13 protein-coding genes are annotated in these 15368 nt (G+C 43.5%); 11 read left to right on the top strand and 2 right to left on the bottom strand.

The annotated features are described in order from the left end of the window. Positions 1 to 72 precede the first annotated feature (72 nt). Together ACTNBF_RS03800 and ltrA are read left to right on the top strand one after the other, a co-directional pair. Positions 73 to 576, top strand: a complete 504-nt coding sequence (locus tag ACTNBF_RS03800; protein WP_441088788.1) for a hypothetical protein — start codon at positions 73 to 75, stop codon at positions 574 to 576. A 642-nt stretch (positions 577 to 1218) separates the two neighbouring features. Next, positions 1219 to 2523 (top strand): group II intron reverse transcriptase/maturase, encoded by a 1305-nt coding sequence (ltrA, locus tag ACTNBF_RS03795; RefSeq protein ID WP_427808894.1) that lies wholly within the window; start codon positions 1219 to 1221, stop codon positions 2521 to 2523. 363 nt (positions 2524 to 2886) lie between these two features. Here ltrA and ACTNBF_RS03790 read toward each other — a convergent pair whose 3' ends face one another. Further along, positions 2887 to 4149 carry a cation:proton antiporter gene (locus ACTNBF_RS03790; protein WP_441088787.1) on the bottom strand — a complete coding sequence of 421 codons (1263 nt, stop codon included), beginning with the start codon at positions 4147 to 4149 and terminating at the stop codon, positions 2887 to 2889. Between the two features lie 240 nt (positions 4150 to 4389). Here ACTNBF_RS03790 and ACTNBF_RS03785 point away from each other — a divergent pair, with 240 nt between their 5' ends. From ACTNBF_RS03785 to ACTNBF_RS03750, 8 genes are all read left to right on the top strand, one after another. Then, a complete protein-coding gene (locus tag ACTNBF_RS03785) occupies positions 4390 to 5223 on the top strand; it encodes a NifB/NifX family molybdenum-iron cluster-binding protein (RefSeq protein ID WP_427806481.1) in 834 nt (277 codons plus the stop codon). Positions 5224 to 5378: 155 nt separating this feature from the next. Continuing rightward, positions 5379 to 6146, top strand: coding sequence for an ABC transporter ATP-binding protein (locus ACTNBF_RS03780; RefSeq protein WP_427806480.1), 768 nt, complete (start codon positions 5379 to 5381; stop codon positions 6144 to 6146). Then, positions 6136 to 8223, top strand: a complete 2088-nt coding sequence (locus tag ACTNBF_RS03775) for an ABC transporter permease (RefSeq protein ID WP_441088786.1) — start codon at positions 6136 to 6138, stop codon at positions 8221 to 8223. The genes ACTNBF_RS03780 and ACTNBF_RS03775 overlap by 11 nt, the downstream gene beginning before the upstream one ends. An 18-nt stretch (positions 8224 to 8241) precedes the next feature. Further along, positions 8242 to 8919, top strand: coding sequence for a response regulator transcription factor (locus ACTNBF_RS03770; RefSeq protein WP_441088785.1), 678 nt, complete (start codon positions 8242 to 8244; stop codon positions 8917 to 8919). Beyond that, positions 8916 to 9935, top strand: a complete 1020-nt coding sequence (locus ACTNBF_RS03765; protein ID WP_427806476.1) for a sensor histidine kinase — start codon at positions 8916 to 8918, stop codon at positions 9933 to 9935. Before ACTNBF_RS03770 ends, ACTNBF_RS03765 begins: the two co-directional genes overlap by 4 nt. Before the next feature lie 152 nt (positions 9936 to 10087). Then, complete coding sequence (locus tag ACTNBF_RS03760) at positions 10088 to 10411, top strand: hypothetical protein (protein ID WP_427806475.1); 324 nt, start codon at positions 10088 to 10090, stop codon at positions 10409 to 10411. A gap of 325 nt (positions 10412 to 10736) precedes the next feature. Further along, positions 10737 to 13139 carry a leucine--tRNA ligase gene (gene leuS / locus ACTNBF_RS03755; RefSeq protein WP_427819107.1) on the top strand — a complete coding sequence of 801 codons (2403 nt, stop codon included), beginning with the start codon at positions 10737 to 10739 and terminating at the stop codon, positions 13137 to 13139. Between the two features lie 113 nt (positions 13140 to 13252). Continuing rightward, entirely contained in the window at positions 13253 to 13510 is a 258-nt protein-coding gene (locus ACTNBF_RS03750) for a P-type ATPase (protein WP_427806473.1), read from the top strand. Positions 13511 to 13557: 47 nt separating this feature from the next. On the opposite strand, the gene ACTNBF_RS03745 is transcribed toward ACTNBF_RS03750, so the two are convergent. After that, positions 13558 to 14430, bottom strand: coding sequence for a DegV family protein (locus tag ACTNBF_RS03745; RefSeq protein WP_441088784.1), 873 nt, complete (start codon positions 14428 to 14430; stop codon positions 13558 to 13560). 180 nt (positions 14431 to 14610) lie between these two features. On the opposite strand from ACTNBF_RS03745, the gene ACTNBF_RS03740 reads away from it, so the two are divergent. Then, positions 14611 to 15180: a TetR family transcriptional regulator gene (locus ACTNBF_RS03740; RefSeq protein WP_427806471.1), complete on the top strand. Its 570-nt coding sequence runs from the start codon at positions 14611 to 14613 to the stop codon at positions 15178 to 15180. The last annotated feature ends 188 nt before the right edge of the window (positions 15181 to 15368 follow it).

The following is a 15368-nucleotide window of genomic DNA, read 5'->3' as shown; positions in this document are numbered from 1 at the left end:
CTGCCATAACCTATCCTCCATAATTGTAGTGAAATAGTCTAAATATCTATCGACTACAATTATAGGCAAAACTTGAGGATCAGGAAATCCGCAGGAATATTTGGCGCTTACCTTGTAGATATTTCCAATGCTAACAATGTGGTTTGTACGACTAAAACAATACTGGCAGATAAAAGTATTGGTTTAGAGGCTTTGTTCACTTTCGTTGGATTATATGTGGGAATTATCTTCCTGGTTACAAGTGCAGCCGTGCTTGCCCTGAAAGAGTTATCAGAAAGTGCAGACAATATAGACCGCTACACTGTTTTGAAGGAAATTGGTGCAGATGAAAAGATGATCAATCATTCGTTGTTTAAACAGATCGGCATATTTTTCCTGCTTCCTCTTGTTGTGGCAAGTATTCACTCTATTTTTGGAATCCAGTTTGCTGCCAAAATTATGGAAGACTTTGGCAGTGGAGGATTGACTGGCTCAATCGTTATCACAGCTATTATTTTTGCAATCATCTATGGATTATACTTTGTTATTACTTATATTGGTAGCAAGAATATGATAAAAGCTTCTTTTGTGAAGTAAGTGTCAGTTTGATTGCCTGGGAATTTGATATTGTACAAAATGATAAATACCGCCGCATATGAGTAATTTCATAGCGGCGGTTTCATGTGGTGCGCCTGGCGGCGCAGGTTTCTAACGGGTGAAAGTCGTGTGTTCTGCAAGCTGTTATCAGCTTGCCAGTGAAAGCCTGGTCAAGGTAATCGCCAGTGAGCCTTGTAGCGAACCTCCAATGCCTTTGGGTGACCGATTGTGTTGAAGCGAGGTATGCCTGTGAGAAACAGGTGCAAAATAGCAGTCCGTAACATAAAGTGAATCCTGTAGCATCGTTACGTTAGCCCTGTAAGGGACAAGAGGGAGTTGAGTCACTGACTTTCTGACGAAGACCATGGAAGATGTGGAGATACTGGAGTACAGCATTGAAGAACCCTTCGGTGTAGAGGGAGCGGAATGTTATGAAAGTTGATAACGGAACAGAAGAGATCTCATACCATCATATAACCACAAGTATGTAACTGAGGATATAAGCACGCATGCGAAATTTCTCGGGAAGTGGTATGAGAAGTCGGAGGAGCCCATAGTATCTATGAACTATTGGTAAGAAAAACAATGGGAGAAAAGGGGCTCTGCTTTAATCAAGATTAACGGGAAGGTAAGGGATAGTGCATGCCAAATATTGGACAACAACACTCAATAGAAAAATCACGACAACTTCAACGTAATCTATACCTGGCAGCCAAAAAGGATAAGCAACGCAGATTTCATGCGTTGTATGACCGTATCTTTCGCCTGGATATTTTGTGGCGGGCATGGAAAGAAGTGCGAGAAAACAAGGGGAGCGCTGGGATTGACGGCATTACCTTTGAAATGATTGAGGAATACGGAGTAGAAGAATACTTGTTGGATATTCAAGAGGATTTGAAGAATAAGAAATACAGACCCAAGCCGGTAAAGAGAGTATACATTCCAAAACCGGATGGGAAGCAAAGACCATTGGGAATACCGACTATTAGAGACAGGATTGTGCAACAAGCCTGTAAGATAGTGATAGAACCTGTCTTTGAAGCAAACTTTCTAGATAGTTCTTATGGATTTCGCCCTAAAAGAGATGCAAAACAGGCTACAGAAAAAGTGAAAAAAGAATTGTATAAAAACTGGTATGTAGTAGACGCAGACATACAGGGATACTTCGACAACATCAATCATGAAATACTACTGGGATTAATAAATCGTCGCATCAGTGATAGAAGGGTCATTAAGTTATGCAGACAGTGGTTACAAGCAGGAGTCATTGAAAATGGGAAATATTATCCAACGGAAAAAGGCTCACCGCAAGGAGGAGTCATTAGTCCGTTGTTAGCAAATATCTATCTTCATGTATTGGACTCCTACTGGGGAAAGCATAAGGAACTGGGCGTCATAGTCAGATATGCAGATGATGCAGTGATTGTGTGCAGAACAAGAAAAGATGCAGAATTAGCGTTTGAGCATCTGAAAAGAATAATGACTAAGTTGAAACTGACGTTGAATCCGCAGAAAACAAAGATTGTAGACATGAATAAGGAGAGCTTTGACTTTCTTGGATTCCGTTACCAGAAGTTTGGTAAAACCAAAAGTGGACGGAAGTTGCCTTATATGATGCCTAGTAAAAAGGCGATGGAAAAGGTAAAGGATGCAATCAGAGTAATTACTTGCAGAAAATCAGCCTATGAGGGTCTGGAGCAAAAGGTGGAAAAATTAAATCCACTCATAAGAGGATGGAGAAACTACTTTCAGCATGGAAACTCAACAAAACGATTTAAACAGCTTGATGAATACGTGTGGATGAAGCTATGGAGACGGGTGTATTACAGGCGAAAACAGAAGAAATACAGAGGGCATGTGTTGTATGGATTTCGAAAGTGGTATGCAACCAGTGGAATAGAGTACTTTTATTATCTAAATAAGAAAAGATATGTGGCAGTCTTTTGAATGCTGTGGGAAGAAGATTATCGGAAAGCCGTGTGAGGGAGAACCTCATGCACGGTTTGAGGTGGCAGGCGATGGAAACGGAAACTACCGCGCCATCGCTTGACCCTACCCGAATCCGCCCGGCAGTGGGAAGGATATAGCCGAAGGCAAGGGTGTCCATCGTGAGGTGGAGTCTGAAGGAAGCCGGATGTGGGAACAGACTAACCACGGGCAAATCTCTGGTCTGACGGACAGAAATCACATATAGGACATAGTGGGTACTATGCCTTGAAAAATTTTATGGAGTCGTTTAAGATAACATAACATTATTAAGAGGCCAATCTTAATAATGAATCTTGATACATGCCGCTACTTGAAAAAGAGTTATTTACTAAGTCCTTTTTCAATTTTCTGATACACTTGTTTCATAGTTAAGCCTTGTACGACGGTCGTAAAGAATACGATTGCGTAGGTGCTTCCCAGAATAATGGAATATGTATCCGCGCTTACCATTTCTCTTGTACTCATAGCCAGTGCGATACTGAGCCCGCCTCGGAGGCCGCCATATGTAAGCAGTTTTACAAAGCTGAGTTTATCGTATCCGCTCGGAAGTTTTCCGGCAAAAAATGCGGCCAGGCCGACGCTTGAGAAGCGTCCAATCAGATTAAATATAATAGCCAGGCAGGATAACAAAAGTACATGAGGAATTTGCAGAATATGTACAAATGTCAGTCCCATTATCACATACAGAACCGAATTCAATAAATTGTCCAGAATTTCCCAAAAAGTATCAAATTCCTCCAGATCCAGCGGTTGTCCTTTTTGTTCTCTGCGGTTGCAGAGTGCCGAAAATGAGATTCCACATACGACAGACGCGATGGCTCCGGAAAAACCAAAATGTTCGCACAGAACATAGGCCATAGAAACGGCAAGAAGACTGACAAAGATTCTTCGATTTCCGTCTTTGGTCAAGGCAAAAATCGGAAAGCATATCGCTGTTGCCAGAATTCCAACCAACACCGCTCCGAACAGTTCCTTACCCATAACAGCCAGAAAGCTGCCATTTTCTTGCATTGTCACCATTCCGGAGAAGCACACAAATAATGCGACACCCACACCGTCGTTAAAAAGAGATTCGCCTTCCATGATGAAACTGATATCTTTTGGAAGATTGAATTTTTTCAGAATACTTGTTGCTGCGATTGGATCGGTTGGTGCTGTGATGCTTCCGAACATCAGGCATACCGGAAAACTGAATGGTAGTCCCAGAAGAGAAGCACCTGCATAGAACAGGGAACCGTAAAAAATCGCGCCCAGAAGTGTTGCAACAACAGAAAGCATTGTAATCGGGCGGGCGTGTTTCTTGAAATCCAGAAGCCGCATGTGACAGGAACCTGCAAAAAGCATAAAGCATAAAACACCTTCCATCAAAAGCGCTTCCAAATTAAAAACCTGCAGATTACTAAGCAGTTCACTGATCGATGTGCTGCGTAGTGCAGAATCAAAAATAAGCATTATCATACTAATCACAATAGAAAATAACATCAGTGAAATTTCATATGGAAATTTGGTTATCTTCTCGTTAAAAAATCCCAAAAGAACAATTAATAAAAGCAGTATTACTACTTTGGGTAAAAAGCCAAGCATGGTATTCAGACCCCCTTCAGTCATTTTTCATTTATTATAGCAACATATGGATGCGTTTTCAAATCATTTACCTGAATGTGTAAGCATTTTTCAACGGATCAAATCATTTTGATTATAGTGTAATAGAAAAAACACAAGAAAAATGGAATATTAACAAAGAGAGTTCATTTTGCGGTAGAGAAATCCCGGGATTTGTGATAGGATGAATCAGGATGTAAAAAAATACTGGAGGTATTGAAAATGAAAATTGCGGTAACTTACGATAACGGGAATGTATTTCAGCATTTTGGAAAAACAGAAAATTTTAAAGTATATGAAGTAGAAGCGGAAAAGGTTGTTTCCAGTGAAATCATCGCTTCAAATGGTACCGGTCATGGCGCACTTGCAGGACTTTTGGCAGAAGCAGGAATTCATGTCCTGATCTGTGGCGGTATTGGAGAAGGTGCACAGGAAGCACTTGATGAAGCAGGAATTGAAGTAGTATCAGGCGCAGAGGGAAATACGGATGAAGCTGTTGAAGCATATTTAAAAGGCGAACTGATTTCTACAGGAGTGAATTGCGATCATCACGACCATGAAGAAGAACATTCCTGTGGCGGCAATTGCGGAAGCTGCGGAGGCTGCGGCGGTCATCGGGTTATGCTTGAAGGAAAAAATGCAGGAAAGATCTGTAAAGTACATTATAAAGGTACATTCAACGATGGTGCTCAGTTTGATTCTTCCTATGATCGTGGAGAACCATTGGAATTTATCTGTGGAGCAGGCATGATGATCAAAGGATTTGATGCAGCAGTCGTTGATATGGAAGTAGGACAGGTTGTAGATATCCATCTTATGCCGGAAGAAGCATATGGCATGCCGGATCCGAATGCAATTATGACATTTGAGATTGAGCAGCTGCAGGGATCAGAAGATCTTACAGTTGGTCAGCAGGTTTATCTGTCAAATGCAATGGGACAGCCATTCCCGGTAAAAGTAGTAGAGAAAGATGAAAAGACAATTACTCTTGATGCAAATCATGAAATGGCAGGAAAAGAACTGAACTTCAGGATTGAACTGGTTGAAGTAAAATAAGGATGAGAATCGACAGACTGGTCCCAAATTGCGGGATCGGCCTGTCTTTTTTGTGTAAAAGTATCGGAAGCCTGATAACCTTACATTGACTGTAAGTGTTATTTTCTGGCAGCCTATGTTATCATGAAGCCAGAAAACAACAGGAGGTAATTCTTATGGAACCGATTTTGAATATTGAAAACTTAACCAAGACCTACGGCAATGTGCCGAACCAGACCAGGGCGCTGGACGGAATCACTTTTCAGGTGATGCCCGGAGAATTTCTGGGGATCATGGGCAGCAGTGGCTCCGGAAAGTCCACACTGCTTAACTGTATTGCGACGGTGATCAAGCCTACCGGCGGCAGTATCGTGATGGAGGGCAGGAATCTGCAGTCACTTGGCGGTAAGGAACTGGCACAATACCGGGGGAAGACAGTGGGTTACCTGTTTCAGAATTTTGAATTGCTGGATAATCTGACCGGCCGGGAAAATGTCTTACTGCCGACTTCCCTGCATGATGTGACAGAAAAGGAGAGTTCTCTACGTCTGGAGCAGCTTGCGGAATATCTGGAAATTACAGATGTACTGGATAAATTTCCCGCACAGATGTCCGGTGGACAGCGTCAGAGAGTGGCGGCGGCTAGAGCCATGATTCTCCACCCGAAACTGATTCTTGCGGATGAACCGACTGGCGCACTGGACAGTAAGAATGCGAAGAATATCATGGAAAAGCTTTCCGGATTAAACCGGGATGAAGAGGCCACGATTCTGATGGTGACCCATGATTCCAACGCAGCCAGCTTTTGCAAACGAATCCTGTTCATTCAGGACGGGGTGATTTTCCATGAGCTTCGCCGCGGCGATGAAAGCCAGCAGGATTTCTACCAGCGAATTCTGAAAGTCATGGCTCAATTGGGAGGAGGCAGCTTAAATGTTCTCTAATTTAATTCTAAGAAATAGTAAACGCAACCGCAAAGAAAACGGGCTGTTCTTCGGTTCATTGGTCATTTCCATTGTCGCTTTTTATATTATCCTTTCGCTATCCAAACAGGATGTGATGATATTTCTTGCGAAAATGGAAAGCGATGCGGTAAATCAATTGTTGCTGATGATTCCTGTTTTCTATGGGATGACATTGGGAATTCTGTTTTTTCTGATTTATTTTGCCTGTAAATATCAGTTGGAGCGCCGCAGAAAAGAGTTTGGTGTCTATCTGATGATGGGAATGCGGAGAAGTAAGCTCTTTATCATGCTTCTTGCGGAGGATCTTTTGAGCAGTATTCTGGCTCTGGTAATCGGACTTCCGATTGCGGTGCTGCTTTCGGAACTGATCAGTCTGGTTACTGCCAAACTTGTGGGGATGGGTATCATCGGCCATCAGTTTACATTTTCGCTGTCTGCTGTTTGTTTTACCGTTGCAGGATTCCTCGTTATCAAGCTGGCGGCGTTTCTGATCCTCAGTGGGAAAATCAGTCGGCAGGAGATCGGCACGCTTCTGGCTTCTTTCTCCGAAAAAGAAAAAAAGCAAAGGCCGGCATTTGTCTATGGGACTTGTACCGTTTCAGGCGTGATCATGCTGGCTGCCGCCTATGCCATGGCGATTCAGGGAATTGCATGGTATGCCCCGGATAAAATGCTCCTGACCCTGGTTCTCGGGCTCTTGGGAACGATTTTTCTGTTCTATGGAATGCGGGCATTGATCGCCTTACTGGTAAAGGCGGGAAAAGCAAATCGAAAACTTCATGTATTTTCATTCCGTCAGATTCAGGAAAATGTCATGCATCAGTCTACCTCCATGGCCATCAGTTCGCTGCTGATTCTGGCAGCATTGTGCTGTTTTGGCGCCGGCATCGGTATTGCCGGTACCAGCCGGCAGGCGGAGGAGCATGTGATGGATTATACATTTCAGGATTATGGTGCGGAGAGTTCACAGGATGCCCTTTCTCATCTGAAGACTGTGCTGAAGGAAAATGATCTTGAAAGTCAATTTTCCCAGCTCTTTGAAATGCGGATCGGCAACGTCCGGAATGGGGAGAATGGCAATCATGTGTTTCAAATGGATTCTGTTATGGAGTCTTTGGAAGGTTTCACACAATCCGAGGATCGGGATGTCCTGTTGAACAATCTGGGCTATGTTGATTATCCGTATTTGATCTGTTTGTCAGATTACAACCGTCTGTTGGAGGCCGCCGGTAAGCCTGCTCTGGTACTGGAGGAAAATGAGGCTGCCGTGTATCAGGATTATGATTTTACGACTGAGAGCAGAATGGATATACTCAACCGTATTCTTTCCGAACATCCGGAGACTCTGCTGAATGGTAATTCTGTTTATCTGACCGGCAAGATTCAGTCGGTGGATCTGGTGACCGACAGGTCGATTACTTTATCGTTTGCACTGATTCTGCCTGATGAGCAGTTTTTACAATATACAAATGGAGAATATGAGGTTTATATCAATGGCATTTTGAAACGGGAAGCAGGAAAGTCCGGAAGCCTGATGACCGCGATTTCTGATATGAACGCACGGCTGGATGAACTTTGCCTTGAGAATATGGGGATTGAATATGAAAGCTTTCTGCAAAATATAGGACGTCAGCTCTTTTATATGGTTGCGGCCAGCTACATTACCATCTATCTTGCCATTATCTTTCTGGTGGTTGCCAATACCATTATGGGGGTTCAGTTCCTGATGAATCAGCAGAAGACAGGACGCAGATATCAGACGCTGGTGCATCTGGGCGCTACTTATAAAGATATTTGTCTATCTGCCCGGAAACAGATCAACTGGTTTATGGGACTTCCCGTCTTTGTCGCTGCAATCAGCAGTATCTTTGGAGTCAAGGCTCTCTTTGCGGGACTTCTTTCATCCGGAACAAATGGAGCAGAGTGGGAAATGCTTCTGGTGTCTACCGCTATGATTTTACTGCTTTGTGTGGTAGAATATATCTATGTAACCATTATTAAGCGTTCCAGCGACCGATATTTGCTGACGCTCATGCAGCCGCAGAGAGAAGAATAGACGGGAAGGAGGAGTGTCATGAAGAGAATCGCTGTTGTGGAAGATGAAGTTTATACACGGGAAGAGCTTTGTAATATGCTGGAGAAGGCAGGATATTCTGCTCTGGCAGTCACTGCATTTGAAAATGCCGCAGAGCAGCTGACAGTCCTCGCTCCGGATCTTGTTATCCTGGATCTTAATCTGCCGGAAATCAGTGGATTCCAGATCTGTCGGGATCTCAAGCAGAAAACCTCCATTCCGGTCCTGGTCCTGACTTCCCGGGACCAGATGTCTGATGAATTGCAGGCGCTCCGTTTTGGGGCAGATGAATATTTGACAAAGCCTTGCCGCAAAGAGCGGATGCTGGCGAGAATCGCCAATATTCTCAAACGATTCGAAGGCCGTTCCAATCTTCTGGAAGGGCAGGGATTCCTGTTGGATCGGGGAACTTACACGCTATACATCGATAATACATCCGTGATCCTTCCAAGAAATCAGGGTAAGCTTCTGGAAGCATTGCTTGCGGGTGGAAATCAATTAGTGACTTCGAAGCAGCTATGCAGGGCACTCTGGGATACGACGGAGTTCATTGATGAAAATGCTCTGCAGGTCAATTTGACCCGTCTGAAAAAGACGATGGCGAATTTGGGCATGAAGCAGAAAGTCGTGGCTGTCCGTGGATTGGGCTACCGGCTGGAAAGGGAGGATACACCGTGAAACAGTTCTGGAATACGTTAAAACGATATGCCCCGTGGCTCATTTTACTGCTCATTATTGATTCTTTTTCTTCTCTGCTCCTATGGCTTTCCAGTGCACAGGCATTCGCAAGCCTTGTCGTGACGATTGCACTGGCAAGCCTTGTTTTGTTTTCAGTAATCGTTCTGTACGTTTATTTCAAAGAGCAGCATAAACGTGCGATTTTTCGAGCTTTTCTAATGGAACCGGACGAGGTGAACACGGAAAAACTTCTATGTGCAGTGAGTCAGCAGGAGCGGGAACAGCTTCGGGTTCTGGTCTCTGTTCTGGAGAAAAAGCAAAGCCGGATTCAGGAGACTGAGGAAGCCCTCCGGGATTATGAGGAATACGTGGAGGGGTGGGCGCATGAAGCCAAAACACCGCTTTCTTTGCTTACTATGATTTTGGATAACCGGGCCGATGAGATCCCGCCTCCTCTGCACGCCAAATTGGACTATGTGCGAAGTCAGCTTCAGGAGGATATTACCCAGATGCTCTACTACGCCCGGCTTGGGAGCAGCACGAAAGATTATCGGTTTGAGACTGTGGAACTTAGAGATGCCATAGAAGAGGTTCTTGAAGATTATGCACCTTTGCTGGAGGAAAAGCAGTTTCTCATTGAAAACAGATTACAAGACGAAACCGTCTATACTGACCGACGGGGATTTCAATTCATGATTGGCCAGATCATCAGTAACTCCATCAAATACAGTGGAGCTGAGCCGAAACTCACTGTGTCCCTGAAGCACACCGGCGAGACGGATATTTTGACCATAGCTGATAACGGTATTGGGGTTAAGAATTATGACCTGCCCTATATTTTTCAGAAGGGCTTTACAGGGGATTCTACCGACAGCCGGAAGAAAGCTACCGGTATGGGGCTGTATTTGACAAAAAAGATGGTAGATGATCTGAACCTGAAAATAGAGGCTGAATCCCGGTGGGGAGAAGGGGGAGAAGGGGTGACGATTTCGATTGCTTTTCCAAAAGTGAAGTAGATTTGAGCAGTATTGGGGACAGATGTGTATTAGAAGAGGAGGATACCTGGTTCGTTTCAATATACAGAAAAGAAGACGGATCTGCGCAATGGGGAGCCTTATGAATTGGAAATTTACCATAAAATGATAAGTTATCTTTAGGACATTGACTTGTGTACCAAGATTATGTGAAAGAACTTTCTGACTCGGAACTGGTTTATATGCTTTCCGGCGGTACAACAAAAGGTGTCCTTCTTTATATCTTTGTAGTTGCAGCTTTGGAGAATGGATTTGACCTTTTGATAGATGAAGTAGAAAATCATTTCCATAAAACATTGGTTGAAAACATAATCAGTTTATTTAAAGATAAGACGGTTAATAAGAAATCTGCAACACTTAATTTAGCAAAGAAAATATTGTATATAATCGTAAACATTATGATAACAGTACAGCGTTTTATCGTGATTACTACGGAGAACGCATTGAATTGCTTGTAGATACAATTAAACGATATAAGCAATTAAAAGGAAAACACCAGAAAGATGAATTCTATCTTGCAGATTTGTTGAAATCATAAATCCAGTAAATGAAATAGGAGATTATATGACGGATGAGTATGCAGTGAGCGGACTCGGTTACTTTTCGCATAGTAGCTAGCATTTACTACACCACTGGTTGATTGCGGCGTTCGGATTTTCGGTTACTTTTCGCATAGTAGCTAGCATTTACTGCTTCCTTATACTGGCGAAATAACATTGACAAACCGTTGTCATTGAATTAAAATAAACCTTTAGAGATAATGTTTGTGGAGGAAGCGCAAAGATGAGATACAATTTTAAAAGGATAGAGCCCAAGTGGCAGGAGCGGTGGGAAGAGAGCAAGATCTTCGAAGCTCAGGACAACAGTGATAAACCAAAGTTTTACGGACTGGTAGAATTCCCGTACCCGAGCGGTGCCGGTATGCATGTCGGACATATTAAGGCATACTCAAGTCTTGAGGTAATCAGCAGAAAGCGCCGTATGGAGGGGTACAACGTACTTTTCCCGATCGGATTTGATGCATTTGGTCTGCCGACGGAAAACTATGCGGTTAAGACAGGCACACATCCGCGCGTGATTACAGATGAAAATATTAAAAAATTCACGAACCAGCTGAAGAAAGTAGGATTTTCTTTTGACTGGAGCCGTGTGATCGATACGACGGATGAGGATTATTATAAGTGGACTCAGTGGATCTTCCTGAAAATGTTTGAAAATGGTCTTGTGTTCAGAGACAGAACGCTGGTAAACTATTGTCCGCACTGCAAGGTTGTTCTTTCCAACGAAGACAGCCAGGGCGGCAAATGTGATATCTGCCACAGCGATGTGGTTCAGAAATCCAAGGACGTATGGTATCTGAGAATCACCGAATATGCGGACAAGCTTCTGGAAGGTCTGAATGATGTGGACTATCCGGAAAATGTAAAGCAGCAGCAGATCAACTGGATCGGCAAGTCAAAGGGTGCGTTCGTGGATTTTGCAATTGATGGATTGGACGAGAAGTTAAGAATCTATACGACCAGACCGGACACGCTCTTCGGTGTTACCTTTATGGTTATTGCGCCGGAACATCCGATTATTGATCAGTATTGCGATAAAGTGACCAATATGGATGAAATCATTGCATACCGCAATGAATGTGCGAAGAAGACGGAGTTTGAAAGAACCCAGCTTGTGAAGGATAAAACGGGTGTAAGAATCCAGGGACTGGAAGCAATCAATCCGATCAACGGTAAAAAGATTCCGATCTACATTGCAGACTATGTAATGATGGGCTACGGTACCGGAGCGATCATGGCAGTGCCGGCACATGATCAGAGAGACTATGATTTCGCAAAGAAATTTGATATTGATATTATTGAAGTAATTAAAGGCGGAGACATTTCCAAAGAAGCTTATACAGGTGACGGCGAGATGGTGAACTCCGGATTCCTGAACGGATATACCAATAAGCATGATTCCATCGAGCGCATGCTGGAAGAGCTGGAGAAGACCGGTGTGGGCGAGGCTGGTGTCCAGTATAAGATGAAAGACTGGGCATTCAACCGTCAGAGATACTGGGGAGAGCCAATTCCGCTGATTCATTGTCCGAACTGTGGTGTTGTGGCAGTTCCTTATGAAGAACTTCCGCTCCGTCTGCCGAGAGTGAAAGATTTCGAACCGGGTGAAGACGGACAGTCACCGCTTGCCAAGATCGATTCCTTTGTAAACTGCACCTGTCCGAAATGCGGCGCAGCAGCGAAACGTGAGACAGACACCATGCCTCAGTGGGCAGGATCATCCTGGTATTTCCTGAGATATATTGACCCGCATAATGAAAATGCACTGGCAGATATGGACAAGATGAAATACTGGATGCCGGTTGACTGGTATAACGGTGGTATGGAACATGTGACCAGACATATGATCTATTCCAGATTCTGGCACCATTTCCTATATGATATCGGAGTAGTCAACACACCGGAGCCGTATGCAAAGCGATCCATTCAGGGACTGATCCTAGGACCGGATGGTGATAAGATGAGTAAATCCAAAGGAAATGTAGTCGATCCTCTGGATATTGTTGAGGAGTATGGTGCAGATACGCTTCGTACCTATGTGCTTTTCATGGGAGATTATGGGGCAGCCACACCGTGGAATGACAGCTCCGTAAAGGGCTGTAAGAAGTTCCTTGACCGTGTTGCGGGTCTGACAGATCTGGTTTCCGATGAACCGGTTTCCGATGAGCTGGAAATGAAGATCCATCGTACGATCAAGAAGGTATCTTCTGATATTGAGAGCTTGAAATTTAATACGGCCATCGCGAGTCTGATGACCTTGATCAACGATATCACGGCAGAAGGACATTTGAGTAAGGATGATCTGATCATCTTTATCAAGCTGCTGAGCCCGTTTGCTCCGCATCTTTGCGAGGAAATCTGGGAGTTCTTGGGTGGAGAAGGATTTGTCACTGTTTCTCCGTGGCCGGAATATGATGAGGGAAAAACCGTTGCCAAGACCATCGAAATCGGTGTTCAGGTAAATGGTAAGGTCAGAGGAACCATCGTCATTCCGACAGACTGTGACAAGGAAGAGGCGTTTGCGATTGCAAAGGCGGATTCCAGAATTGCTTCTTTCCTGGAAGGAAAGAATCTTGTGAAAGAGATTTATGTACCGAATAAGATTGTTAACTTTGTTGCAAAATAATAAAACAGAAAGAGAGGCCGGATCACTTGGATCACGGTCTCTTTTTAAACTTGGAATTTTTTATTGTTCACGCTTGTTAGATTCAGGCGGTTCTCTCGTAAATGATATAGAATATGAGCAAGTCTCTCTTCGAGACTCTGATTCCCGTTGATAAAGGGATAGGAGAAGCAGTTATCTGTGGGACGATCAATCGGTTCGGTACCATTGACATCCGCGCAACGGAGGTGGGACAGGATAGTTCTTTGCAGAAAATGATACATATGGTGCAGGAAGCGGAGGAGAAGAAGGCTCCCATGGCAGCAATCGGTCAGGCGACAAAGCACGGTGTGATCATCAAATCCGGGGAAACAAAAGATTTCAACACAATATAATGAGGGAATGCTTAAGAAAATGTAATGTATTTCTGTGGCTGCAAGCGCTATTTACGCTTTGCAGTCACAATGGCTCCTAGCCCGGCGGCATTGATTCCGACATGGCAGGCAATACTGCAGGACAGAGGTGAATAGTAGACCGGATGATCCGGAAATGCGGATTGTACCAGGTCTACCCAACGTTTTGCGTCTTCTTCCTTTTCAAAAGTTCCGGCAGTCGCGATCTGGAGTCTGTCTGACGGAACATCCAGGAAACGGGATGCGATGTCCGCTTTCAGTGCCTCGATCAGCTTCTTTTCACTTTGCCTGCTTCCTCTTACTTTGGCAAAGAGATCCAGTTTTTCGCCCTGTATGGTAAGCAGAGGTTTGATATTGAGAATATTGGCAATGGCGGCAGCGGAGGATGTGATTCTTCCGCTTTTTTTTAGGTATTTCAGCGAATTTACAGTCAGGAAAATGCTTGCCTGATAGGCAGTTTCTTCCAGATACTTTCTGGTTTCTACTGCAGATTTTCCCTGGTCGGCAAGGAATTTTGCATCATAGACGGATTCCATTAAGGTGACAGAAATCCGATGGTTGTCTACGACCTGGACTTTGGAATCATAGTCAAGAGCGAGCTGTTTCGCTGTCTGGCAGGAACCGCTGAGTCCGCTTGACATGGGAATGTGGACGATCTCATCGTATCCGCTTTCTAATACACGGTTCCAGAGATCCATGACATCTCCCGGTGAGGGCTGTGAGGAAGAAAGATTCTTGTCAGCCGTCATTGCCTGGTATAAATCTTCATTTGTGATATCGACTCCTTCCAAATAACAGTGTTCTTCTATAATGACAGGCATGGGAAGAACAAAAATACCGGATTGTCTGCCTTCTTCTACCGTGATTCCACTGTTGGTATCTGTTACGATTGCTGTTTTCATAAGTAGTTTCTCCTTGCTATTGACAAATCAAATTATATAGATAAAATAATATGAAACAACTGTATCACATCTGGAATGATTCAACAAGGGATAAGAGTGATACAAAATGAAGAAAATTGTAACATGTTGATTCACTGTAATGATTTTTGACGGAATTGCAGGGTAGAAGTGGGAGTAGATATGGATAAACGAAAAGAAGCAAATATGCGTGTGAAGGATAATATTACAAAGTCACTGTTTGATTTAATGCACAAGAAAAGTTTTTCGAATATTTCTATTACAGAGCTGATACAGACTGCCGGTGTGGCCCGGGTCTCATTTTACCGGAACTATGATTCCAAGGAGGACGTACTTGTGAAGCTGATCGATGATGTTCTGGAAGAGTATCGCAGTGAGATTGACTGGAGCGGACCGGATTATTATACGGAGCAGAATATCTGCAGGAGTTTCGCTTGCTTTAAAAAATACGGTGAATTTGTGCTGGATCTATGTGAGTTTGGCTATGGATCGATTCTGCTGGAAAAATTGAACCGGTTCCATGAAGAGATAGCGGGAAACATGCCAAACAGTTCGATGGACAAATATTATCTTTATATGTTTATAGGAGCCTTATTTAATACTTCAATCGTTTGGCTTCAGAACGGAGCAAAAGAAGATGAGAGTGAAATTACAGCGACGTTCTGCACCATCTGCGGTATATTCATGAAAAAAAAGAATTGTTCATTTCCTATAGAAGAGCATACAGTATAGAGTAGAGAATGCGCTTGCAATAACAAAATGTTGAATGCTTGGAATCAATGTGACAGGGTATTTTACATTTGTGAAAAAATGTGATTCACATTGACAAAGCGGTTCGCTTTATTGACAAAGAAATTATTGGGGCGTATACTTTCGGAGTATTCTTTGTTTTGGATTTGAAATCAGAAGATCTTGTATAT

This window comes from Bariatricus sp. HCP28S3_A4, assembly GCF_052066395.1.
In the GTDB taxonomy this organism is placed as follows: Bacteria; Bacillota; Clostridia; order Lachnospirales; family Lachnospiraceae; genus Allocoprococcus.
This window is presented reverse-complemented; position numbering and strand designations above follow the sequence as displayed.